Annotated in this window: 15 protein-coding genes and 1 riboswitch; of the genes, 9 read left to right on the top strand and 6 right to left on the bottom strand. The window is 67.3% G+C overall.

From position 1 onward, the window contains the following. Positions 1–2 precede the first annotated feature (2 nt). Positions 3–1,064, bottom strand: coding sequence for a bifunctional diaminohydroxyphosphoribosylaminopyrimidine deaminase/5-amino-6-(5-phosphoribosylamino)uracil reductase RibD (ribD, locus tag AC1M0F_RS08560; RefSeq protein ID WP_480237805.1), 1,062 nt, complete (start codon positions 1,062–1,064; stop codon positions 3–5). Positions 1,065–1,160: 96 nt separating this feature from the next. Next, a riboswitch (FMN riboswitch) is annotated at positions 1,161–1,319 on the bottom strand. A 70-nt stretch (positions 1,320–1,389) separates the two neighbouring features. Continuing rightward, positions 1,390–2,361, bottom strand: a complete 972-nt coding sequence (locus AC1M0F_RS08555) for a sugar-binding transcriptional regulator (protein WP_480237804.1) — start codon at positions 2,359–2,361, stop codon at positions 1,390–1,392. 138 nt (positions 2,362–2,499) lie between these two features. On the opposite strand from AC1M0F_RS08555, the gene AC1M0F_RS08550 reads away from it, so the two are divergent. The 3 genes from AC1M0F_RS08550 (at position 2,500) to glpK (ending at position 6,731) form a co-directional block, all read left to right on the top strand. After that, positions 2,500–4,239 (top strand): glycerol-3-phosphate dehydrogenase/oxidase, encoded by a 1,740-nt coding sequence (locus AC1M0F_RS08550; RefSeq protein WP_480237803.1) that lies wholly within the window; start codon positions 2,500–2,502, stop codon positions 4,237–4,239. A gap of 138 nt (positions 4,240–4,377) precedes the next feature. Then, on the top strand, positions 4,378–5,139 hold the full coding sequence (locus AC1M0F_RS08545; protein WP_480237802.1) for an MIP/aquaporin family protein: 762 nt from the start codon (positions 4,378–4,380) through the stop codon (positions 5,137–5,139). A gap of 77 nt (positions 5,140–5,216) precedes the next feature. Further along, positions 5,217–6,731 carry a glycerol kinase GlpK gene (gene glpK / locus AC1M0F_RS08540; RefSeq protein WP_480237801.1) on the top strand — a complete coding sequence of 505 codons (1,515 nt, stop codon included), beginning with the start codon at positions 5,217–5,219 and terminating at the stop codon, positions 6,729–6,731. Between the two features lie 162 nt (positions 6,732–6,893). Here the strand turns inward: glpK and AC1M0F_RS08535 are convergent, their stop codons facing one another. From AC1M0F_RS08535 to AC1M0F_RS08520, 4 genes are all read right to left on the bottom strand, one after another. Next, on the bottom strand, positions 6,894–7,625 hold the full coding sequence (locus AC1M0F_RS08535; RefSeq protein ID WP_480237800.1) for an HAD family hydrolase: 732 nt from the start codon (positions 7,623–7,625) through the stop codon (positions 6,894–6,896). Continuing rightward, on the bottom strand, positions 7,622–8,218 hold the full coding sequence (locus AC1M0F_RS08530) for a GNAT family N-acetyltransferase (RefSeq protein WP_480237799.1): 597 nt from the start codon (positions 8,216–8,218) through the stop codon (positions 7,622–7,624). The genes AC1M0F_RS08535 and AC1M0F_RS08530 overlap by 4 nt, the downstream gene beginning before the upstream one ends. 25 nt (positions 8,219–8,243) lie before the next feature. Then, complete coding sequence (gene trpS, locus AC1M0F_RS08525) at positions 8,244–9,245, bottom strand: tryptophan--tRNA ligase (protein ID WP_480237798.1); 1,002 nt, start codon at positions 9,243–9,245, stop codon at positions 8,244–8,246. Positions 9,246–9,335: 90 nt separating this feature from the next. Beyond that, positions 9,336–10,187 carry an exodeoxyribonuclease III gene (locus AC1M0F_RS08520; protein WP_480237797.1) on the bottom strand — a complete coding sequence of 284 codons (852 nt, stop codon included), beginning with the start codon at positions 10,185–10,187 and terminating at the stop codon, positions 9,336–9,338. 153 nt (positions 10,188–10,340) lie between these two features. Between AC1M0F_RS08520 and AC1M0F_RS08515 the strand changes: the two genes are divergently transcribed. The 6 genes from AC1M0F_RS08515 (at position 10,341) to AC1M0F_RS08490 (ending at position 23,536) form a co-directional block, all read left to right on the top strand. After that, complete coding sequence (locus AC1M0F_RS08515; RefSeq protein ID WP_480237796.1) at positions 10,341–11,483, top strand: FHA domain-containing protein; 1,143 nt, start codon at positions 10,341–10,343, stop codon at positions 11,481–11,483. 100 nt (positions 11,484–11,583) lie between these two features. Continuing rightward, positions 11,584–13,011: a serine/threonine-protein kinase gene (locus AC1M0F_RS08510; protein ID WP_480237795.1), complete on the top strand. Its 1,428-nt coding sequence runs from the start codon at positions 11,584–11,586 to the stop codon at positions 13,009–13,011. Then, the gene (locus tag AC1M0F_RS08505) at positions 13,011–18,830 is read left to right on the top strand and encodes an Ig-like domain-containing protein (protein ID WP_480237794.1); all 5,820 of its coding nucleotides are present in this window, start codon (positions 13,011–13,013) and stop codon (positions 18,828–18,830) included. The genes AC1M0F_RS08510 and AC1M0F_RS08505 overlap by 1 nt, the downstream gene beginning before the upstream one ends. Positions 18,831–18,880: 50 nt before the next feature. Continuing rightward, a complete protein-coding gene (locus tag AC1M0F_RS08500) occupies positions 18,881–19,849 on the top strand; it encodes an AAA family ATPase (RefSeq protein ID WP_480237793.1) in 969 nt (322 codons plus the stop codon). 7 nt (positions 19,850–19,856) lie between these two features. Next, on the top strand, positions 19,857–21,260 hold the full coding sequence (locus tag AC1M0F_RS08495) for a DUF58 domain-containing protein (RefSeq protein WP_480237792.1): 1,404 nt from the start codon (positions 19,857–19,859) through the stop codon (positions 21,258–21,260). Continuing rightward, positions 21,257–23,536 (top strand): transglutaminase TgpA family protein, encoded by a 2,280-nt coding sequence (locus tag AC1M0F_RS08490; RefSeq protein ID WP_480237791.1) that lies wholly within the window; start codon positions 21,257–21,259, stop codon positions 23,534–23,536. Before AC1M0F_RS08495 ends, AC1M0F_RS08490 begins: the two co-directional genes overlap by 4 nt. Positions 23,537–23,561 lie beyond the last annotated feature (25 nt).

Here is a 23,561-nt window from a genome sequence, read left to right as displayed (position 1 = left end):
GATCAGTGGTGTCCTTTCGGCCTGGCGACGATGAGCATGTCGTCGCCGAGAGTGTGCACGCCATCGACGGCGAGCCGCCTGGCGTCGGAGATGGAGCCGACGCCGATGTCGGTGAGAGCGGTGCGCGGGCCGCCGAGCAGGGCGGGCGCGAGGTAGATGAGGTATTCGTCGACGAGGCCGGCAGCGATGAAGGAGCTGATCAGCGTCGGGCCACCCTCGAGGAACAGCGAACGGATGCCGCGGGCGTGCAGGTCGGCGAGGTCGGCAGCGAGGTCGTCACCGGTGAATCGGAGCACCGGGCGCGGGTGCCCGTGCAGAGTCGCGGTGTCGGGCAGCTCGCGGTGACCGAACACGACGGGGACGGGCTGGGCCGGGTAGAGCGAGCCCGTCGCGGTTCTGGCCGTCAGGGAGGGGTCGTCGCTGTAGACAGTTCCTGTGCCCACTCCGATGGCGTCCGCGGCGGCGCGGCGCGAGTGCACGTCTGCGCGGGCGTCCGGCCCGGTGACCCACTGGCTGCTGCCGTCGGCCGCGGCGGCGCGGCCGTCGAGGCTCTGGGCCCACTTAGCGGTGACGAGCGGTCGCCCGAGTCTGGCCGTGACGAGCCAGTCGCCGAGCAACGCTTCGCCGGCAGCGCGCAGGACACCGGGGAGGACATGGACGCCAGCCGCACGGAGGCGATCCGCCCCTCCCCGCGATCGCTCGCCAGGGTCGTCGACCGCGTAGACGACGCGCGCGACACCTGCGTCGATGAGGGCCTGGGCGCATGGCCCCGTCCTGCCGGTGTGGTTGCAGGGTTCGAGCGTGACGACCGCTGTCGCCCCAGCCGCCTGGCCGGGGGAGAGGGAGGTCAGGGCGTCGACCTCGGCGTGCGGTGTCCCTGCCCCGCGGTGCCAGCCTTCGGCGAGCACCGTGCCGACGCTGTCGAGGATCACACAGCCGACCTGCGGGTTCACGCCCCTGGCCGGTCCGTTGTGGGCGAGCTGGAAAGCGCGACGCATGGCGTCACTGAGCACGTCGGCGTCAGGCGCGCCTGTCTGTGCCTCGCTCGTGTCGCTCACACCCATTGGATCTCTTCTCGTCGGGGAACGAGCTCCGGGGTGTCGCGATCGGCGCGAGCGCCGTCGACGATCGCGCTGCAGGCATCCGAAGATTCTGCGACGCGCGTGCTGCCTCCCATCCGGACTCGGGCCGCACAGCTTTCGCCACACAACCCATAACCGTCGGTACCGGAATTCCACCGGTTCAATCGCGTGCATTGCTGCGTGCGACTCGCGGACTATCACCGCCGGTTCGGACTCTCACCGACCCCGGAGCACGTTTCGTTGTTCTATCGTATGGCCAACGCGTCAGGGCGCGCAGTATTCCTGCGTATTGTGACAGGCGTCAGGATCAGGCCGCGAGGATCTTTCGCGCGGTGCCGGAATCGACGATCAGGTCGGTGACCAGGCCGGCGGCCAGCGCCCCCCTGAGGCTCTGCAGTTTGCTCTCGCCCGACACGACGCACACCCGGCGGGCGATGCCGCGCAGCACGTCGAGGCTCGGCCCGCTCGAGCGTTCGTTCAGGGGGATGCCGTCCGTCGAGCCGTCCTCCCGGTAGAACACTGTCGCGATGTCGCCGACGGCGCCGGTCGAGCGCAGCTGGGCGAAGTCGTCGTCGTCGAGGTAGCCGCCGATGTAGACGTGGCTGGGGACGCCTGCGAACGGCGACCCGAGACCGAAGACGATCACGTCGAGCGTCTTCTGCATCTCGACGACCCGGCTGATGCTGCGCTCACGCCAGAGCGCTGCCTTCGTGTCGGGGTCGTCGAACACGGCGGGCACCGGGAATTGCTGGACGGTCGCGCCGTACGCCGAGCCGAATCGCTGCAGGATCTCGCTGGCGTAGAGGATGCCAGTCGTGCGGGGGTTCGCCGCACCGTTGAGCTGGACGATCGTGGAGTTGTGCGTCGCCTTCGCCAGCAGGTGGCGTGAGAGGGCGCTCATCGTCGAGCCCCATGCGACGCCCATCGACATGTTCGAGTCGAAGAAGCCGCCGAGAATCCGTGCAGCCGAGAGCGCGACGCGGTCGAGCCGGTCGACGTCGCTCGTCAGGTCGGGGACCGGGACGACATGGGCGGTGACGCCGAACCGTGTCCGCAGATCACCCTCGAGCTGCCGGGGCATGTCGAGGGGTGAGCGCACCTGGATCTCGACGAGCCCGGTCTCCCTGGCATGGCCGAGCAGGCGGGAGACCGACGACCGGGAGGTGTGGAGCTCGTGCGCGATGGCATCCATCGTCAGGTCCTGCAGGTAGTACAACTGGGCGGCGGTGAGGGCGTCCCTGGTCTTGGGATTGAGGTGAGCGGCGGCTGAGGGATTCATGTGACTCCTTGCACGTTTGTGCAGTGGGTTTGCACGTTGGTGAATATACCCCAAGAATCGCAGAACACGAGAAAGTACGCGATCCGGATGCCGGTGGCCCAGCCACGACACCGGTCAGCAGACAGGAGCATCAGGGCAATGAAGCAGCCAGCACAGCAGCCGGGAAACCGCCGCGCATCCGTCGAGTCCCTCACCAGCCGCCCCGGCGCCAGCGTTCTCGTCATCGGCGGAGGCATCAACGGCCTCGCCGCTTTCCGCGACCTCGCGCTCCAGGGCGTCGATGTCGCCCTCGTCGAGCGCGGTGACTACTGTTCAGGAGCTTCGGCCGCATCGAGCCACATGATCCACGGAGGCATCCGTTACCTCGAAAACGGCGAGTTCCGGCTCGTCAAGGAATCGGTGACCGAACGCAACGGCCTGCTGAAGATCGCACCGCACTACGTGAAGCCGCTACAGACGACGGTGCCGATCTTCTCCACGTTCTCCGGCATCATCTCTGCTCCGCTCCGGTTCCTCACCCACAAGCAGGGCAAGCCGCAGGAACGCGGCGCCCTGCTCATCAAGGCAGGGCTCGTGCTGTACGACTCCTTCTCGCGTGACGGCGGCTCGGTTCCGCGTCACCGCTTCGTGGGGAAGAAGAAAGCGCTGACGGCACTGCCCCAGCTGAACAGCGACCTCAAGTACACCGCCACATACTTCGACGCCTCCGTGCACGACCCCGAGCGCCTCGCTCTCGACGTGCTCCGAGACGGGCTCGACGCCGGTCCGCACGCTCGAGCGGCGAACTACGTCGAAGCCGTCGATTTCGACGGCGGTGCCGTCCGGCTGCGCGATGGCGTGACCGGAGACGAGTTCTCCTTCACCGCAGACGTCGTCATCAACGCGTCAGGGCCGTGGACGGACCTCACGAACGACGCGCTGGGCCAGTCGAGCGCGCTCATGGGCGGTACGAAGGGCTCGCACATCGTGCTCGACAACGCCGAGCTGCTCGCTGCGACCGGCGGCCGCGAGATCTTCTTCGAGCACGAGGACGGCCGCATCGTGCTGATCTACCCGCTCAAGGGCAAGGTCATGGTCGGCACGACGGACATCGACGCCGATCCGAGAGAGCCGGCCATCTGCACCGAAGAGGAAGTGGACTACTTCTTCGACCTCGTGAAGCACGTCTTCCCCGCGATCTCGGTCGACCGCGGCGACATCGTCTACCGGTTCAGCGGCATCCGCCCGCTGCCTGGCCACGGTGACCTCGAACCCGGCTTCGTCTCCCGTGACTACCGGATCGTGCCCACCCCGCTCGGTGACGGGACGATGCTCAGCCTCGTCGGCGGCAAGTGGACGACGTTCAGGGCGCTCGCCGAACACCTCTCCACCGAGACCCTCGACCTGCTCGGCCGCAAGAGGACGGTCTCGACCGTCGGGATGCCGATCGGTGGAGGAGCAGGCTACCCGTCATCTGACGCCGCACTCCAGGTCTGGCTCGCCGACAACTCCCGTGAGGTGGGCAGCGCTCGCGCGCTGCAGCTGCTCGAGCGGTACGGCACGCGCGCCACCGGCCTCATCGAGGAGCTCGCCGAGGCCGGGGACACCCGGCTGGATGCCGCGCCCGACTACAGCAGGCAGGAGATCGCCAGGCTCATCAGGACCGAGCACGTCGTGCACCTGCTCGACCTGCTCCAGCGCCGGACGAGCATCGCGTTCACCGGGGGAGCATCGACGGCGGTGCTCGAGGAGCTCGCCGGGATCCTCGCCGACGCCCTCGGCTGGGCGGAAGAAGAGGCGCTTGCAGAAGTCGATGCGGCGGCGACGATCCTCCGAACTGTGCACGGCGTGCAGCTCGAACCGCGCTCAGTGGGTGTCGCGGCGCAAAACGGCCAGTGAACAGGGCAATACCTGCACGCATTCTCACCTGACCCTCTTGTTTCGCTGTGAGAAAGCTCGATACGTTTCACAGGGGATTGAAAATCCATCACCGGCCGGGGCGTCAGAACCCGGGCCTGCACACCAAGGAAGGTCAACGTGGACGTAACTTTAGGCTCTATCTTTCTCTCGGAGGTCGTCGGAACGGCTCTCCTCATCCTGCTCGGTGGTGGCGTCGTCGCCAACGTCGTGCTGGCGAAATCGAAAGGCTTCAACGGCGGCTGGCTCCTGATCACCTTCGGGTGGGGTCTTGCTGTCTACGTCGGTGTGATCGCCGCGTACGTGTCGGGGGCGCACCTGAACCCGGCCGTCACTCTCGGGCTGGTCACAGCGGGGACCGAGGAGTTCAAGCCGGGCATCCCGGTCGACTTCGCCTCGACGTTCACCTACTTCGGCGGTGAGATGCTGGGTGCCTTCATCGGTGCTGTCCTCGTCTTCCTGACGTACAAGAAGCACTTCGACGAGTCAGAGGATGCCGGTGCGAAGCTCGCCGTGTTCTCCACAGGTCCGGCCATCCGCACATACGGCTGGAACCTTCTGACGGAGTTCGTGGGCACGTTCGTCCTCGTCTTCATCGTCCTGGCCTTCGGACGACAGGGTGACGCAGGCGGCCTCGCTGCCCTCGGCGCACTGCCGGTGGCACTGCTCGTTATCGCGATCGGTATCTCACTCGGTGGGCCGACCGGTTACGCGATCAACCCTGCACGTGACCTCGCCCCCCGTATCGCGCACGCCCTCCTCCCGATCAAGGGCAAGGGAACAAGCGACTGGAGCTACTCCTGGGTCCCGGTCATCGGACCGCTGCTCGGAGGTGCCGTCGCCGGCTGGGCCTCCATCGCCCTCCTTCCCGTCCTCGGCTGACCCATCGATGCCGGCGGCCTCGTGCTGCCGGCACCTCACCTCTGTGAACCACCGCACTGCCAACAAAGGAGTTACTCATGGCGGATTACGTCATCGCAATCGACCAGGGAACGACCAGTTCCCGGGCCATCGTGTTCGACAAGGCCGGATCGATCATCTCGACCGGGCAGCTCGAGCACGAGCAGATCTTCCCGAAGGCCGGCTGGGTCGAGCATGACCCCGCCGAAATCTGGAACAACACCCGTGAGGTCATCGGCCAGGCACTCTCGAAGGCCAGCCTGACCCGGCACGACATCGCTGCCATCGGCATCACCAACCAGCGTGAGACCGCTGTGGTGTGGGACAAGACCACCGGCAAGCCGGTGTACAACGCGATCGTCTGGCAGGACACGCGCACCCAGTCGATCGTCGACCGTCTCGCCGCAGACGGAGGTGTCGAGCGGTTCAAGCCCAAGGTCGGGCTCCCGCTGGCGACCTACTTCTCCGGCACGAAGATCGTCTGGATCCTCGAGAACGTCGACGGCGCCAGGGAGAAGGCCGAAGCCGGCGACCTGCTGTTCGGAACGACGGACAGCTGGGTGCTCTGGAACCTCACCGGCGGCACCGACGGCGGCGTCCACGTCACCGACGTCACCAACGCCAGCCGGACGCTGTTCATGGACCTCGAAACGCTCCAGTGGGACGACGAGATCCTCTCGGTGTTCAACGTGCCGAAGTCGATGCTCCCCGAGATCAAGTCCTCGAGTGAGGTCTACGGCCACGCGCACAGCTCGAGCCTGCTCCGCGAGACTCCGATCGCCGGCATCCTCGGAGACCAGCAGGCCGCGACGTTCGGTCAGGCCGCATTCGACACCGGTGAGTCGAAGAACACGTACGGCACGGGTAACTTCCTCATCTTCAACACGGGGGAGGAGATCGTCCACTCGAAGAACGGCCTGCTCACGACGCTGGGCTACAAGCTGGGCGACGCGAAGCCGCACTACGCCCTCGAGGGCTCGATCGCCGTGACCGGTTCGCTCATCCAGTGGCTGCGTGACAACCTCGGCATCATCAATTCGGCTCCAGAGGTCGAGACGCTCGCCACGACCGTGGACGACAACGGCGGGGTTTACATCGTCCCGGCGTTCTCCGGATTGTTCGCTCCGTACTGGCGCCCCGAGGCCCGCGGCGTCATCGTCGGTCTGACCCGGTTCGTCAACAAGGGACACATCGCCAGGGCCGCACTGGAAGCCACGGCGTTCCAGACCCGCGAGGTGCTCGACGCCGTCAACGCCGACTCCGGTGTCGACCTGACCGAGCTCAAGGTCGACGGCGGCATGGTCGCGAACGACGCCCTCATGCAGTTCCAGGCCGACATCCTCAACGTCCCGGTCGTCCGACCGGTCGTCGCGGAGACCACGGCACTCGGAGCGGCGTACGCGGCAGGCCTCGCGGTCGGCTTCTGGGCCAACCTCGACGACCTGCGCGGCAACTGGCAGGAAGACAAGCGCTGGACGCCGTCCATGTCAGACGAAGATCGCGACCGCCAGATGCGGCTGTGGAAGAAGGCCGTGTCGAAGTCGTTCGACTGGGTCGACGAGGACGTTTCGTAACACACAGGCAGTGCACTGACGGGTCCGTCCTCTTCCGAGGGCGGGCCCGTCGGCGTGTGCGGCGGGGCCGGGCGTCGATCGGTCCGGAAGGGCCGTCCACACCGGTGCGCCGTGACCCTTCAGGACCGACCGATCCATCGGGTGACTCTTGGGGACCGATCGCTACAGTTCGGCGAGCGTGGCGATGGTCCGCACGCCGGACTCCCCGGCGAGCTCGAGTGGGTCCGTCGTGCTCGCGCCGTGGCCGACCGCACCTGGCACGACCTCGTCGCCGAAACGGTTGAGCCACACACCGGTCAGTCCGGCGGATGCCGCGCCGACGGCATCCGTCAGCAGCCGGTCGCCGACGTACACGGCGTCGACCGGCCCGACCCCGAAGAGCGCGCAGGCGTGTTCGAAGATCCGCGGATCCGGCTTGGCGACGCCGAGCGAACCTGAGGCGACCACGTGCTCGAAACGGTCGGTGAGCCCTGTGCGCTCGAGCTTCACCCGCTGGTAGTCCAGTTCGCCGTTGGTGATCACGCCGAGCCGCCATCCGGCATCCGCCAGCCGATCGAGGCAGGGGAGCGCGTCGTCGAAAAGCTCCCACGCTCCCCGGTAGTTCTCGAAGTAGCTGTCGAACCAGAGGTCGGCTTCGACGTCGGCGAGGGTGACGCCGTGGGCGGCCGCGAAATCGAGTGCCCGTGCGCGCCGCTGACCGGCGAAACTCAGCTCGCCGGCGAGGTAGCGGTGGTAGTGCCGGTCCTCGAGCTCGTGCCACAGCGCAACGGAGCGTTCCTGATCCTCGACGACGAAGTCGTCGAGACCGCCGACGTATTCGACGATGCCGCGCGAGACCGCCCCGCGATGATCGAGCAGCGTGTCGTCGAGGTCGAAGAGGGCGAGCCGCGTCACCGCGCGAGCGCCTCGGGTGGCCAGCCCTGTGCGGGGCCGGGGCGATCGGCCGGTCGGAGTTCGGCGCGGTGGCTCGACGGGAACTGGCCGAAGTGCTCGATTTCGCTGCGTCCGGTCCCGGTGAAGCGGAAGCCGACCCGCTGGGCGACGACCGCTGACCCGACGTTGCCGACCATGGCTTCCCAGAGGATGGTCTTGTTCGGTGCGTGATCGCGGAAGGTCCACTGGTTGGTGAACACCCAGTCGGCGATCGCGCCGACGGCCTCTGGCGTGTAACCCTTGCCACGCCAGGGAGCGCCGAGCCAGTAGCCGACCATCGCCTGGGTGTCGTTCCAGTCACGCATGGCCACGACGCCGAGGATCGTGGGCTCTTCCTTACGGCGGAGCGCCCAGGTGAGTTCACGGCCGCTCGCCCAGCCGGGCTTGACCAGCTTCGAGATGAACCCTTCGGCATCGGCGAGCGAATACGGCTGCGGCACTGTCGTGAACTGCTGGATCAGCGGGTCCTGGCAGTAGGCGTAGATGTACGGGATGTCCCGTTCGTTCGGCGCGTCGAGAATCAAACGGTCGGTTTCGAGACGCACGACATCCATGCGCTCAGCTTACCGGCGGGCGGGCCTACGGACGGAGCAGGCCGATTCGCTCATACGCGACGGCCAGCGTCTTCTCCGCGACCTCGTTCGCCTTCGCCGCGTTCACGGCGAGAATCCGGTCGAGCTCTGCCGGGTCGTCGAGCAACTCGAGAGTGCGCGCACGAATCGGCTCGAAGACGGCGTTGACGGCCTCGACGACGCCCTTCTTCAGGTCGCCGTATCCACGGCCGGCGTACTCGTCCACGATCGCGTCGATGGTCCACCCCGACATGGCCGAGAAGACGGTGAGCAGGTTCGAGACGCCCGGCTTGGTCTCACGGTCGAATCGGATGCTTGCGTCGTCGTCGGTGACCGCCCGCATGATCTTCTTCTGGTTGACCTTCGGGTCGTCGAGGAGCTTGATGAGGCCGGCTTCACTCTCGGCAGACTTCGACATCTTCGCGGTGGGGTGCTGCAGGTCGTAGATCTTCGCCGTCTCCTTGAGGATGACCGGCTCCGGCATGGTGAAGGTCTCCCCGAACCGGCTGTTGAACCGGCCGGTGAGGTCACGGGTCAGCTCCAGGTGCTGGCGCTGGTCTTCCCCGACCGGAACGGCGTTGGTCTGGTACAGCAGGATGTCAGCGGCCATGAGCACGGGGTAGGTGAACAGGCCGACCGTCGTGGAGTCGGCCCCGAATCGCGCCGACTTGTCCTTGAACTGGGTCATCCGGCCGGCCTCGCCGAAGCCGGTGATGTTGTTCAGCACCCAGGACAGCTGGGTGTGAGCCGGAACGTGCGACTGCACGAAGAGCGCACTCTTCGACGGGTCGATGCCTGCGGCGATGTACTGCGCTGCCGTTGACCGCGTCCGCGCACGGAGCTCATCCGGGTTCGGTGAACTGGTCAGGGCGTGCAGGTCGACGACGCAGTAGTACGCGTCGTACTCCTCCTGCAGGGCGACCCACTGCTGGAGCGCACCGACGAAGTTGCCGAGGTGGAGCGAATCGTTCGAGGGCTGCATTCCCGAGAACAGGACGGGCTTGGTCATGAGGTGATCCTTCTCTCGCAGCGTGAAGGCGGCGAAGCGGTGAATTCGAGTGGATGTTTCGGCGAGTGCGGGCGACCGCCTCGTGGCGTCTCAGATCGCGTAGTCGACGACGACGGGGGCGTGGTCCGACCAGCGTTCGTCATGGCTGGCTGCCCGGTCGACACGGTAGTCGACGACGGTGGCGGCAAGGGCGGGTGTGGCGACCTGGTAGTCGAGTCGCCAGCCCGTGCCCGTGTCGAACGCGCGCCCACGCTGCGACCACCAGGTGTACGGCCCGTCGACCTCTCCGGCCCACCTGCGGCCGACGTCGACCCAGCCGAGTCCGGTGCCGACGGAGCCGTCGACGCCCGTGACCGGCTCGCCCTCGGCTCCGAAGAAACGGTCGAAGTACGCGCGTTCCCGGGGGAGGAAGCCGGCGTTCTTGACATTGCCCTTCCAGTTCTTGATATCGAGTTCGCGGTGCCCGACGTTGAGGTCGCCGAGGACGACCGCGTACCCGGAGTGTGCGGCAAGCTCCGGCAGCCGTTCGGTCATGGCGTCGAGGAACTTGTACTTCTCGACCTGCTTGGGGGTGTCGACCGAACCGGAGTGCACGTAGGTCGAGACGACGGTGACGATCGAGCCGTTGACCTCATAGTCCGCCTCCAGCCAGCGCCCGGCGCTGTCGAAGTCGACGGGGCCCAGTTCGACCCGGTGAATGGAGGCCTTCGCGCGGCTGAGAATGGCGACGCCCGCCCGGCCCTTCGCCGTTGCGGGGTCGTGCAGGATGTCCCAGTCCGGACCGAACAGCCCCTCGAGGTCGCTCGTGGCTGCACGGACCTCCTGCAGGGCCAGGATGTCGATGTCCGAAGCATCGAGCCAGTCGCCCATGCCCTTCCGGAAGGCCGCGCGAACCCCGTTGGTGTTGACGGAGGCGATTCGGAGAGGTGCGGCAGAAGACATGAATCCAAGCTTAGATCAGGGCACCGACGCCCGTTCGGCGAGCTGGAATCGCAAACGGGTCGCCCAAAACGGGGGCAGAGGGCAGAATAGGACGACAGGCGCGACGCCCCTTCTTCAGGGGAACTCGCCTGCACCGCATTTTCGAGGGGCACCGTGAACACTGCAGAGCGCGACCAGCCGTCCACCTATCGCTACGCGATGACGAATTCAGGCACTCCCTGGATCTACATCGTCAGTCAGAAGTTCCTGATCGCACTGCGGACGCCGTCTGAGCCGGCGATCGTCGAACGGCTCTGGTCGATGGTCCAGTCGGCCCAGACGACGTTCGACGACACGCTGCGTGCCATCCCGAACTCGTCAGGGGGCCAGCCGGCATCCTTCGTCGCCCTCGAGCGCGACGGCGAGAGCCAGGCGACTCTGAAGCTTCTGGTGCACGGGGACGCGGTCGTCGACGCCCACGCTGACGGCGCCTGGACGAGGATCACGAGCGGCGACCAGCCGTGGCGCCGAGACGAACTGAGCGGCGTCGAGGCCGTGGCAGCAGGGGGGCTCACTGGCGAACCCGGTGCCCCGGTCTCCGGTGTCTCGTTCCCGCTCGGGTCGGGGGTGATCGTCGCCAACCGGATCGACTGGGTGGCGGACGCGCAGCAGGCCGCAGCAGCTCCCGTTACGGATGTCGCCACTCCCGTCTCCCCGTTCGCCCCTCCAGCCGCCGCCGCACCTGCCGCTGCACCGGCGATGACCCACGCCCCTGCGAGCCATTTCCATCCGTCCCCGGCCGAGACCAACACGATCATCAGGCCGCCGGTGCAGCGCGTCCGCCCTGAAGACGACCCGGCCATGCGTCACGACGGCGAGACGGTGCTCCGCAGGGACATCGCGCCACCGATCCAGGACGAGACCGTCCTCAGGGAAGCCCCGCTCGTCGCCAACGACCCGAAGACCCTGCTCTACGGGTTCCGGATCAACGGCGGTCAGGCCTATCCGCTCGACGCCGTCCACTACTTCGGCAGGAACCCGCGGCAGCCGCGCATCCCGTTGCCTGACCCCTCCCGTCTCGTACCCGTGGTCTCCGGGTCGAAGTCTGTCTCCGCCACCCACCTGGAGATCAAGCAGATCGGTGATTCCATCGTCGCCACCGACCTCAAATCCACGAACGGAACCTCGGTGATCCCGCCGCAGGGCCACTGGCGCCGCCTGCGTCAGGGGGAGTCGGTCGTGGTCATCCCCGGCACATTCATCGACATCGGAGACGGTAACGTCATCGAGATTTTGCCCCCCTGGCCGGGGGCATAGCGCCCTCGCGCTTTTGTCTACAATGGGGAAGGTTGGGGGATCGGGCGATTCTCTGCACTCGAAACCTTTCCCTCTCGTCGATCAGTGAAGGGAGAGCCCAGTGACCCGACGTCTGCCATCGCAGCCGCCTCAACTGCCCGGCTTCTCCTTCGTGCGCATCCTCGGCTCAGGGGGCTTCGCCGACGTGTTCCTGTACGAGCAGGACAACCCACGTCGCCAGGTGGCCGTCAAGGTGATGCTGAGCGAATACGTGAACGCGGACGTCAGGCGGATGTTCCAGGCCGAGGCGGACCTGATGGCCCAGCTCAGCGCGCATCCGGCGATCCTCACCGTCTATCAATCGGGTGTTGCGGCAGACGGGCGGCCGTACCTCGTCATGGAGTTGTGTTCGTCGGCGATCGGTCAGCGATACCGCGAAGAACCCCTGTCGGTTTCCGAGGCGCTCCGCATCGGGATCAAGATCGCCAGCGCCACGGAGACCGCGCACCGCGCCGGTGTCCTGCACCGTGATATCAAGCCGTCGAACATCCTCATGACCGCATACGGCAATCCCGTTCTCAGCGACTTCGGCATCGCGGGGACAGTGGGAGAGTCGACGCCAGACGAGACGGTCGGGATGTCGATCCCCTGGTCGGCGCCCGAGGTTCTGCACAGCCAGACGAACGGCACCGTGCCCAGCGAGGTCTGGTCGCTCGGCGCCACGATCTACTCTCTGCTCGCCGGTCGTGCACCGTTCGAGATCCCCTGGCAGAACAACTCGTCCGCAGACCTCATCGCGCGGTCGAGCAAGGGGAAGCCACAGCCGATCGGGAGGGAAGACGTTCCCGAACGACTCGAGAACCTGCTCGCCCGGGCGATGTCCAGGCGACCGGAGGCAAGGCAGCAGTCCGCGATGGAACTCATCCGCGAGCTGCAGTCGGTTGAGGCTGATCTCGGACTGCCGCCGACACAGCCGGACGTCGCCGTCGATGACTGGGCGTTCACGGCCGTGCACGACGCAGGCGACCGGACCAGGGTCAACCCGATCCGCACCGTCGAGCCCGGGCGCAGGCGCAGGAAGACCCCTGACGACGCTGCCAGGCAGCCCGGCGCCACCCGTGTGGCCGTGGCCGAGCAGGCCACGCCGCTCAGTGACCGCAGCGGCGTGAGAAAGGGCCAGCCGCTCGGCCGGCCGTTCGTGCTGGCCATCGTCGCCTGTTCGGCGCTCATCGTGCTGCTCGCCGTGACCACCGTCTTCGTCGTCCTGCGGCTGGCTCCGGAGAACAGCATCCCGACCGTCGTCGACATCGCGGCCGAGGTCCAGGACTCGAGCGTGCAGTTCACCTGGGCAGACCCCGGCCTCGAGGAGACGGACTCGTACGAGATCCGTCCGGAGGGCGGGACCACGAGTATCCAGCGTGCCGCTGAGTTCACCGTCGACGGTGAGGCGGGCGAGCAGGTCTGCCTGACCGTCCTGGTGAACCGTGAGGGCAAGCTCGGCCCGCCGAGTGCCGAGAAATGCGTCGACATCCCCGAGGGCTCCGGCTGATGTCCTGGTTCCGCTCCCGGCGCCAGCTCCTCGCCACCCTGACGAGCGGCACGGCGATCTGTGCGCTCATCGCCACGGTCGCCGTCATCTCCACCGGGTACAGGGCCCAGCAGCTCGACCTCGGTGACGGCGCCGTGTGGGTGGTGAACGAATCCCGGCAGGCAGTCGGGCGGGCGAACACCCAGGTCTTCGAACTCAATGCGGGCATCACAGCCGGCTCCGCGCGCCTGGACATCCTTCAGGAGGGCGAAGCAGTGCTCGTCTTCGACGCGGGTCAGAGCTCGATCGACATCATCGACCCGGCGACGGCAGCCATTCTCGAGAGCGTGCCGCTCCCGCCTGGCACGACCGATGTGAGCCTCGCAGAGGGGCGGGTGACCATCGCAGGGGACGGTGATTTCTGGCTGGTGTCCGTCGAAGACCTGGCGACCTTCGACGCGGAATCGGACCCGACACTGTCACTCGGCTCAGGTGCGATCGGGTCGGTGAACCCGTCAGGAGACCTCTTCGTCTTCTCGCCGGACGAATCAGAGATCTACCGCATCGGACCGGATGAGGACACCGTCGGCGACACCACATCGGTGGATGTCGGCGAAGATTCGGAGCAGTTCCAGCTCAGCTCGGTCGGCTCGGATCCCGTGGTTCTCGACGAATCGGCTGGCCGGGTGATCGTCCGCGGAAAAGCCGTCGACCTCCCTGGTGCCGTCGATCCCGTCCTGCCCCAGCCCTCCGCGGATGGTTCAGCCGTGCTCGTCGGCATCGACGGCGGGCTGCTCTCCGTTCCGCTCTCAGGCGGCGAACCGACTGAGACCGTGACCGATGTCTCAGGCCTTCCTTCCCGCCCGGTCACCGTCGCCGACTGCGACTACGCCGCGTGGGAGGACGGCACGGTCTTCGAACGGTGCGAAGGACAGACCAGGCGGTCGACGGTCGACGCCACGGGCGGCGCCGACCTCGAGTTCCGGAGGAACGGCACTCATCTCCTCCTCAACGACTCCGTCGGAGGAGCATCCTGGGCGGTCCAGGCCGACAACCAGCTCATCGACAACTGGGATGAACTCCTCGACGTCGAGGAGGATGAACAGGAGGTCGACGACAATCAGGAGGACACGCCGCCGGAATACGAGCAGACGCAGTTGCCGCCGACGGCCGTCCCCGATGCCTTCGGGGCGCGCCCTGGCAAGACCTCCCCGCTGCCCGTTCTCCTGAACGACATCGATCCCAACGGCGACGTGCTGATGATCAGCAGGTTCACCGAGCTCGACGAGACCGAGGGGCGGCTCGAGCTCGTCAACAACGCCCAACAGCTTCAGGTCACCCTGACACCGGATGCCGCAGGCGAGCTCACGTTCGATTACACGATCACCGATGGTCGCGGCGGCACATCGACGGCGACAGTGACCCTTACCGTCAGACAACCAGGGGAGAACGGGCCGCCGGCGCAGATCCGCAAGTCGAAGGCCTCAGTGAACGCCGGAGGCCGCCTCACCGCGCAGACGCTCGGGGACTGGGTCGACCCGGACGGAGATCCGTTCTACCTCACCCAGGCGGGCGTGCCTGCGCCTGACACGGTCCAGTACACGCCGGACGGGACGATCATCTACACCGACGCGGGTCTGGGCGGCACGCTCAAGCAGATCGGGCTGACCGTCTCGGACGGCGTCGCAGAAGGGGCAGGCGGGTTCGCCGTCACGGTGTACCCCACAGGAGAAGTCCCGATCATCGCCGAGCCGTTCCCCGTGCTCGCGTATGCCGGCCAGGAGGTCGTCGTCTCGCCGCTGCCGCACGTGCGCGGCGGATCGGGACCGCTCCGTCTCGCGAACGTCCCGGCCAAGGAAGGCGCGACCATCACCGCGGACTACGACGGCGGCACCTTCCGGTTCGTCAGCACAGAAGTGCGCACGCACTACCTGGAGTACTCGGTCACAGACGGCAACCGCACCCAGACCGGTACGGTCCGGATCGACGTGATCACGCCGCCTGACGCAGGAGAACCTCCCGTCACCGTGCTGCACACCGTCTACATCCGTGAGCAGAGCACCGAGCGGGTCGACGTGCTCGCCGGCGACTTCGACCCCGCAGGCGGTGTCCTCGTCGTCACCGGTTTCACCAACGTCCCCAGAGACTCCGGCCTGCGGGTCGAGATCCTCGAGCAGCGGATCCTCCGCGTCAGCCTGACCACTCCGCTCGACGTGCCGGTGTCGTTCAACTACAGCGTCTCCAACGGCACGGCCGAATCGCAGGGAACGGTGACGGTGATCGAGATCCCGACGCCGATCGTCCGGCAGCCCCCTGTCGCCTACCCGGACTCCGTGTCCGTGCGGGTCGGCGACGCGATCGACATCCCCGTCCTCGCGAACGACACCCACCCGGACGGCGACACCCTGAGCCTCGACCCGAAGCTCAGCAAGAACCTGCCTGACGGCGCAGGATTGCTCTTCACCTCCGGTCGCGTCCTCCGCTACCTGGCGCCGGAGATGCCGGGAAACTTCACGGCCACGTACCGGACCGCCGCCCCTGACGGCCAATGGGCGGATGCGCAGGTGACACTCAACGTCCGCGAGGTGGATGCCGCGTCGAACGCGGCCCCCGTGCCGAAGACGGTCACCGCCCGTGTCCTCAGCGGGGAGCGGGTCCGCGTCACCATTCCTCTCTCAGGCATCGACCCTGACGGCGACTCCGTCCAGCTCATCGGACAGGCCTCCAACCCGGACAAAGGTGCGGTCGTCGGCGCAGGCGAGGACTGGTTCGACTACGAGGCCGGTGCGTACTCGACGGGCACGGACACCTTCACGTACACCGTCATCGACGCGCTCGGCAGCCAGGCCGTCGGAACGGTACGCATCGGTATCAGCGGCAAGCTCGACGGCTCGCGCGTCCCGATCGCCGTCGCCGACGAACTGATCACCAGGCCTGACAGGACTGTTGCGGTGCAGGTCCTGGCCAACGACTCAGATCCTGACGGCGGCCCGCTCACCGTCACATCCGTCGAACCGACCACCGACGGTGCGACAGCGGTCATCGACGGCGAGCTCGTGCGGGTCACCGTGCCGAGCGCCGAGGGTCGTTTCGGGTTCGTCTACGAGATCGAGAACCAGTGGGGAAACACCTCGACCAACTTCATCACGGTCATCACCAGGGACGATGCCCCGCTGGCCCGTCCGGTCGCCGGGGACGTCGTGCTCACGCTCGACGACATTCTCGAGCGGTCGACCATCGACGTCAACGTGCTGTCACGGGTGTTCTGGGCAGACGGCGACGTGTCGAAGCTGCGCGTCTCGCTGCCGATCCCCGACGGGGACGCCGAGGTCACCTCGAACAAACGGGTTCGGGTGTCCGTGACGAACGATTCGCAGATCGTCCCGTTCCGGGTCACCCGACCGGACGACGACAGCGTGAGCGCCATCGCCTTCATCTGGGTGCCCGGGCTCGACGACGCGCTCCCGCAGCTGCGCGCAGGAATCCGGCCGATCAGCGTCGTCAGTGGCGAGCCGGTGACGATCGACATCAACGACTACGTCGTCGCGGTCGGGAACAGGGATGTCCGGTTGACGGATGCTGCCAAGGTTCGTGCCTCCCACTCCAACGGCAGTGAGCTGGTCAGCGACAGCGACACCATCGTCTACACGAGTGCCGAGCGCTACTTCGGGCCGGCTTCCGTCTCATTCGAGGTGACGGACGGCTCGAGCGCCTCCGACCCGAACGGCAGGATCGCGACGATCGTCCTGCCGATCGACGTGACCCCTCGGGACAACCAGCCACCGGTCTTCGCCGGAGGCGTCATCGATTTCGAACCCGGTCAGAACAAGGTCATCGAACTGCCCAGGCTCACGACGTATCCGTACGACGACGACATCGACGAACTGGTCTACACGATCCTCGAGCCGCGCCCCGCGGGATTCAGCGCCAGCATCTCGGGACAGAAACTGACGCTCACGGCCGACGAGACGGCGCCGATCGGTGCGAAGCCCGGGATCATCATCGGTGTCCGCGACGCGGTCAATGAGGGTGATGCCGGGCGGATCGTCCTCAACGTCGTGCCGTCGACCCGCCCGCTTGCCGTGCCCGCCACGGACAGCGAGGTGGTTCGCCGGGGGACGACGACGGTGATCGACGTCCTGGCCAATGACCAGGCCACCAACCCGTTCCCGTCGACCCCGCTGCGTGTCGTCTCCGTCAGGGGACTCGGCGGCGCGCTTCCTGCGGGCGTCTCCGTGACGCCGAGCGCTGACAACAGGCGATTGAGCGTCACAGTGTCCCAGGATGCCGCCGCCGCCGACACGACACTCCAGTACGAGGTGGCGGATGCGACGGAGGATCCGTCGAGGAACGCGTGGGGCACGGTGCAGATCTCGGTCCAGGACCGCCCGGACCCGGTCACGAACGTGAGGGTGACCGGATTCGACAACCGGTCGGTGACCCTCGCGTGGGAGCCTGGGGCCGCGAACAACTCGCCGCTCACCGGCTTCACCGTCGAGATGACCGGAGCCGGCGGCGAGTCCCTCGGCTCGACCGCGTGTTCGACGACGACGTGTGAGATCCGCACACCGGGCAACGGAAGCGACAACGCCGTCCGCCTCCAGGTCACGGCATCCAACGCGATCGGTACGTCAGACGCGCAGCGGCTCCCAGACGCCGTGTGGAGCGACGTCATCCCCCCAGCGCCGACCGGGCTGTCCGCCGCACCGCTCGACGGCGGACTGCGGTTGAGCTGGAACGCCGTCTCCGCCGGTGAAGGCAGCTCGGTGAAACGGTACGCGATCACCGTCGGCGGAGTGTCGCGGGGGGAGGTCGGAACCAACATCTGCTCAGCTTCCCGCTGCTCCCTCGACGTCTCAGGGCTGACGAACGGCACGACGGTTCCGTTCTCGATCTCGGCCAGGAACGACGCCTATCCGGCCCTGTCGACCTGGAATTCGGCGTCAGGAGAGGGCGTGCCGTACGGCCCGCCGCGCGCGGGCACCATCTCGGTGAGCGGAGACTCGGCGAACGGTGCCGTCGCCGTCAGCTGGGGCGCATTCACGGCCAACGGCGACGCCATCGGCGGCTACTACGTCCAGATGCTCAGCTCGAACGCTGCGCCGTCGCCGTGCACGGTGTCGTCGCCCGCCCCTGGCTCGCCGAGCCCGCCCGGCGGCGCGAACGCCCTCGAGACCAGACTCGTCGGGGGTGGAACGACGAGCACGACATTCACGGGCCTGAACGAAGGGAACAGTTCGTACTACTTCATCGTCTGGGGCTACAACCGTGCAGGATGCGTCTCGACGGAGATCAGCGGCGTGACGCTTCGTCCCACGCCGACTCCTGTGACGGACGTCATCGGGTCGATGGAGCGGATCAACTCATCAACTGAGTACGACTACGTCGTCTCGGGAATCGCGTCAGGAAGCGCAGGTTTCTACCAGATCAGTCCGGCGGACGCCGACTCGTGGACCAATTTCTCGGGCACCGGAGTGCCCCGCTCGATCTTGAACCTGTCGTTCGGCCAGACGGTGTCGTTCGATGTGCGCGCCTGCAACGACTGGGGAGGGCTCGTCCTCTGTACCAGCCCGTACAGGCAAACCGCAGGCGGTGTCTCGGTCAGCCTCGTGCCGCAGGGCCTCAACTGGGATGCCGCGACGGCGACCTGGACCTGGACCGCCGATCCGCCCAACGGCGCCGCCTATCCGGCGAGCTACAGCTGCGCCGCCGTGAACGATCCGACGATCATCGGAGTCGCCACGCCCAACTCGTGCAGCCTCAGCGCGGTCCCCGCGGACGGACAGGCGTCCATCACCGTCGCTGTCAATGGGCAGTCCCACTCCTATTTCGCGCCATGATGGTCTCACACAGTCCACTGACAGCGAACCGACCGGGGAAGGCCCGATAGATGACGATGACGCCCGAACAGGCAACCTGGTTCGCCGGGGTCTGCGACCAGCTCGTTGAGAACGTCGAGCAGGTGCTCCTCGGCAAGAACCACGTCATCAGGCTGTCGTTCACCGCCCTGCTCAGCCGCGGCCACCTGTTGCTCGAGGACGTCCCTGGCACAGGCAAGACCTCTCTCGCCCGAGCCATGGCCGAGAGCATCGCCGGGACCGCGAGCCGCGTGCAGTTCACGCCCGACCTGCTGCCCGGCGACATCACCGGCGTCAGCATCTACGACCAGCGCAGTGGAGAGTTCGCCTTCCACCGCGGGCCGATCTTCGCGAACATCGTGCTCGCCGACGAGATCAACCGGGCCAGCCCGAAGACCCAGTCCGCCCTGCTCGAAGTGATGGAGGAGCAGCACGTCACCGTCGACGGCATCACGCACCCCGTTGGCTCGCCGTTCATGGTCATCGCCACCCAGAACCCGATCGAGCAGGCAGGTACGTACCGCCTGCCCGAAGCGCAGCTCGACCGATTCATCATGAAGACGTCCATCGGCTACCCCGACCACCAGTCGACGATTCGCATCCTCGAGGGTTCAGACTCGACCGGGGACGGCACGATCTCGCCTGTGGCCTCCGCGAGCACCATCACGGAGATGACGCGACTGGCCACGACCGTCCACGTCGACGCCTCCATCAACGACTACGTCGCCCGCATCATCGACGGCACGAGGACGGCGACGGAGATCCGCCTCGGCGCCAGCGTGCGCGGCGCGCTCGCGCTCATCCGCACGTCGAAGACGCTCGCGGCAGCATCCGGCCGCCCCTTCGTGATCCCCGACGACGTGAAGGCGCTCGCCGACACGGTGCTCTCCCACCGCCTCATCCTCGACCCCGAAGCAGAGTTCGACGGTGTCAACCCGTCGAACGTCATCGCCCAGGTCCTCATCGACACCCCGCCTCCCACCGACAGCCGGGTGGCATAGGCCCGAGATGGTCAAGAAGAGCATCTCTGGCGGGACGACGACACGAAGGAACGGCTCCCGCCTGACCCGTGCCGAGTCGCAGACGGTGCTCGGCGAAACCCAGCTCAACAACGCGAGAACCAGGCTTGTCGGGTCGCGGGAAGGGGCGCTCGCCGACGTCGTCGTGGCTGTCGTCCGATTCTGGCGGCGGGTCCGCCGTGGCGCCGGCGCCTGGTGGGCTGCGGTCGCCTCCGTCGTGACGCCACTGGGCTGGGGAATCGTCGCGACCGTCGCCATCACCTTTGCCGCCGGGTACGGTCTCGGCTGGCTCGAACTCGTCGCGGTCGGCTGGGCCGGCCTGCTCGTGATCCTCGCCGCCGCCCTGTTCCTCATCGGCAGGACCTCCCACGACGCGTCGCTCAGCGTCCCGGTGAACCGTGTCGTTGCCGGTGAAAGCGCCGTCGGACAGCTCACAGTGACGAACCCGACCCGCAGACTCCTCACCGGCACGCGGATCGAGGTCCCCGTCGGTGAGGGCCTCGCAGACTTCCAGATCCCCGGCCTGGTCGCCGGCGAGACCTACGAGGACGTGTTCACCGTGCCGGCGCTGCATCGCGGGGTGATCCCCGTCGGCCCGGTTCGTGCCGTCCGGGCCGACCCGATCGGCCTGGTCCGCCGGGAACGCGAATGGGACGAGCGGATCGACCTGTTCGTCCACCCGCGCACGATCTCGGTTCCGAGCATGAGCACAGGGTTCGTGCGAGACCTCGAGGGCAACCCGACACGGGACCTCACGGCGAGCGACGTGTCGTTCCATGCTCTCCGCGAGTACATGCCTGGCGACGAACTGCGCAGCATCCACTGGAAAAGCACGGCGAAGACCGGGCAGTACATGGTTCGCCAGTTCGAGGAGACCAGGCGCAGCCACCTCATGCTCGCCCTCAGCCTCGCCGACGAGGATTACGCCGGAGACGAGGACTTCGAGATGGCGGTGAGCGTCATCGGGTCCATCGGGGTGCGCGCCATCCGTGACGCCAGGACGATCTCGGTCGTCGCCAGCGAATCCACGCCCGAGTTCGCCACGAGGCGACTCCTCGCCGTGAAAGAGCTCACGTCGGTGTCCGGGTCACGGCTCCTCGACGACCTCAGCCGCGTCGACCGGTCCGGCACCGCCCTCGGACTCGGCGACCTGGCCAGGGTGGCCGCGGACTCCATCGCCGGCATCTCGCTCGCCTTCCTGGTCTGCGGGTCGACCGTGAGCGTCACGACGCTGCGCCACGCGGCCCAGCACTTCCCCGCCGGCGTCGAAGTGGTCGCGATCCTCTGCGATCCGGATGCCGTTCCGAGTTTCAAACAGGCCGGCGGCCTCACCGTGCTCACGATCGGGTACCTGGAAGACCTTCAGCAGTCGATGGCCAGGGTGACGGCATGACGACGAAGACCAGGGCAGGTTCCGTCATCGTGACCGTGATCTTCACGATCGCCTCCGTCGCCGTGGCGTCGAGCGTGTGGTGGCCGGTCTACCAGTCGCCACCTTTCATCACCCTCGCCGTTTCCGCGATCCTCCTCGGCGTCGCGGTGGCGCTCATCGGCTGGTTGTTCCGGCTCCACGGCGTTTTCGTCATCGCACTCACCGTCCTGGTCTACCTGCTCGCCGGGGTGCCACTGGCGATGCCCGACCGGATGACGGCCGGCATCCTGCCGCCGCCTGACGCCTTCCTGGACCTCGTGAGAGGAACCGCCGAGTCATGGAAGCAGCTCGTCACGATCCTCGTCCCCGTCGGGTCGTACCAGACCCTGCTGATCCCCGCCCTCATCTCCATCCTCGGCACGACGGTGATCACGTTGTCCGTCGCGCTGCGTGCCCGGTATCCCGAATGGGCTGTCCTGTGGCCGATCATCCTCCTGGTGGTCGGAATCACCTTCGGCCGCGACGACTCGTGGTACCCGCTCGCGATCGGCCTGAGCCTTCTCGTGATCACGCTCGGCTGGCTGATCTGGCTCCGCGGCGCGCGCCACAGAGAACACTTGCGGCAGCACGCCAGCGCCGTAGCAAGCGTCGCGCCGTCGCGGCGGGAGCGCCGCCGTGCCGCGCTGGTCGGTGCTGTGAGCGCGGGGCTCATCCTCGCAGTGGCGACCACCGGCGGTGCCGTCCTCGCCACAGCGCTTCCGGCGGAGAACGACAGGAACGTGATCCGCAGCCACATCGAACAACCGTTCAACCCCCGTGACTACCCGAGTCCGCTCTCCGCGTTCCGGCGGTACCTGCTGCCTGACGTCGTCAACGAACCGCAGTTCACGGTCACAGGGATGCCCCAGGACGGTCGGATCCGCATCGCCACGCTGGACACGTACGACGGCGTCGTCTACAGCGTCGGCAGTGCGGAAACCGCAAGCGCTTCAGGCACGTTTGTCCGGGTGCCGTACCGCCTCGAGCAGGCCGCGCGGGGGGAGCGCGTGTCGCTCTCCGTTGCGATCGACGGCTACACGGGTGTGTGGGTACCCGGGGCCGGGCATCTCGCCGAGATGCAGTTCACCGGTGAGAACAGGGACGCGCTGTCCGCCAGGTTCTTCTACAACGACCTCACCGGGACCAGCGCCGTCGTCGAGGGCCTTGTCGTCGGTGACGGTTACCGGATGACGTCGGTCGTCACCCCGACGCCGTCGACGTTCCAGCTCGCCGAGATCGCGCCGGGAACAGCGGAGCTTCCTCCGATCGACGACCTCCCCGCCGTCATCCGCGACAAGCTCGACACCTACACCGAGGGCATCACGGCTCCGGGGGAGCAGCTCGTGGCGATGCTCGACGGACTTCGCAACGACGGCTACATCAGCCACGGAATCGGCGTAGACGAACCACCCAGCCGCTCGGGCCACGGCATCGACCGGATCGAGGAACTGCTCACAGACAAGCCGATGATCGGCGACGCCGAGCAGTACGCGGTGACCGCCGCCCTGATGGCCAGGCAGCTCGGCTTCCCCGCGCGCGTCGTCGTCGGTTTCCTCGCTCCTGAGCCCACGGCGACCGTCACATTCACCGGTGGGGACATCAGCGCCTGGATCGAAGTGCAGGACTCGACCGGTCGGTGGCTGACGGCAGACCCTGTGCCCGCGCTGCGGGAGATCCCCGAAGAGGAGCCGGAGGATCCGCTGAAGGTCTCCCGTCCGCCCGCGATCGTCCAGCCTCCCGTGGAGGAAGACGACGAAGAGATCGAGCAGGCTCCGCCCGCAGACAGCGACCAGAACGACGACGCGGCCGAGAACCCGCTGCTGGCGACCCTGCTTCTCGTCGCCCAGATCGCGGGTGTCACGCTCCTCGTCCTGGCCGTGATCGCTGCCCCTTTCCTCGCCGTGATGGCGGCCAAGCTGCGTCGCAGGGCGCTGCGCAGGAAGAGACCCCACCCGGCCGACCGGATCCGAGGCGGCTGGCAGGAGTTCGCGGACTCGGCCGTCGACTACGGCATCGAACCACCTCCGTCGGCGACGCGCAGGGAGGTGGCGGCGACCGTCGGAGGCAAGCGCGCCATTGCGCTGGCATCCGTCGCCGACCGGGCGACGTTCTCGACCGAGCGGCCGAGCCACGAAGACGCCGACCGGGTCTGGGCGGCCGTCGACGACCTCAGGCGCTCGCTCGGCGCAGGGCGGACGAGGCGGCAGAGGTTCCGCGCGGCGAGTTCGCTCCGGTCGCTCCGGATCAACAGGCACTAGATCGGACGCGGCCGGTACCGGTCGC

Source organism: Mycetocola sp. Y719 (genome assembly GCF_056713205.1).
This window is presented reverse-complemented; position numbering and strand designations above follow the sequence as displayed.

Coding starts and splice junctions, on each gene's coding strand:
- AC1M0F_RS08550 (WP_480237803.1), top strand. CDS start 2,500: ATGAAGCAGCCAGCACAGCAGCCGGGAAACCGCCGCGCATCCGTCGAG.
- AC1M0F_RS08530 (WP_480237799.1), bottom strand. CDS start 8,218: ATGGATGTCGTGCGTCTCGAAACCGACCGTTTGATTCTCGACGCGCCG.
- AC1M0F_RS08505 (WP_480237794.1), top strand. CDS start 13,011: ATGTCCTGGTTCCGCTCCCGGCGCCAGCTCCTCGCCACCCTGACGAGC.
- AC1M0F_RS08555 (WP_480237804.1), bottom strand. CDS start 2,361: ATGAATCCCTCAGCCGCCGCTCACCTCAATCCCAAGACCAGGGACGCC.
- trpS (WP_480237798.1), bottom strand. CDS start 9,245: ATGACCAAGCCCGTCCTGTTCTCGGGAATGCAGCCCTCGAACGATTCG.
- glpK (WP_480237801.1), top strand. CDS start 5,217: ATGGCGGATTACGTCATCGCAATCGACCAGGGAACGACCAGTTCCCGG.
- AC1M0F_RS08495 (WP_480237792.1), top strand. CDS start 19,857: ATGGTCAAGAAGAGCATCTCTGGCGGGACGACGACACGAAGGAACGGC.
- AC1M0F_RS08490 (WP_480237791.1), top strand. CDS start 21,257: ATGACGACGAAGACCAGGGCAGGTTCCGTCATCGTGACCGTGATCTTC.
- AC1M0F_RS08500 (WP_480237793.1), top strand. CDS start 18,881: ATGACGATGACGCCCGAACAGGCAACCTGGTTCGCCGGGGTCTGCGAC.
- AC1M0F_RS08520 (WP_480237797.1), bottom strand. CDS start 10,187: ATGTCTTCTGCCGCACCTCTCCGAATCGCCTCCGTCAACACCAACGGG.
- ribD (WP_480237805.1), bottom strand. CDS start 1,064: ATGGGTGTGAGCGACACGAGCGAGGCACAGACAGGCGCGCCTGACGCC.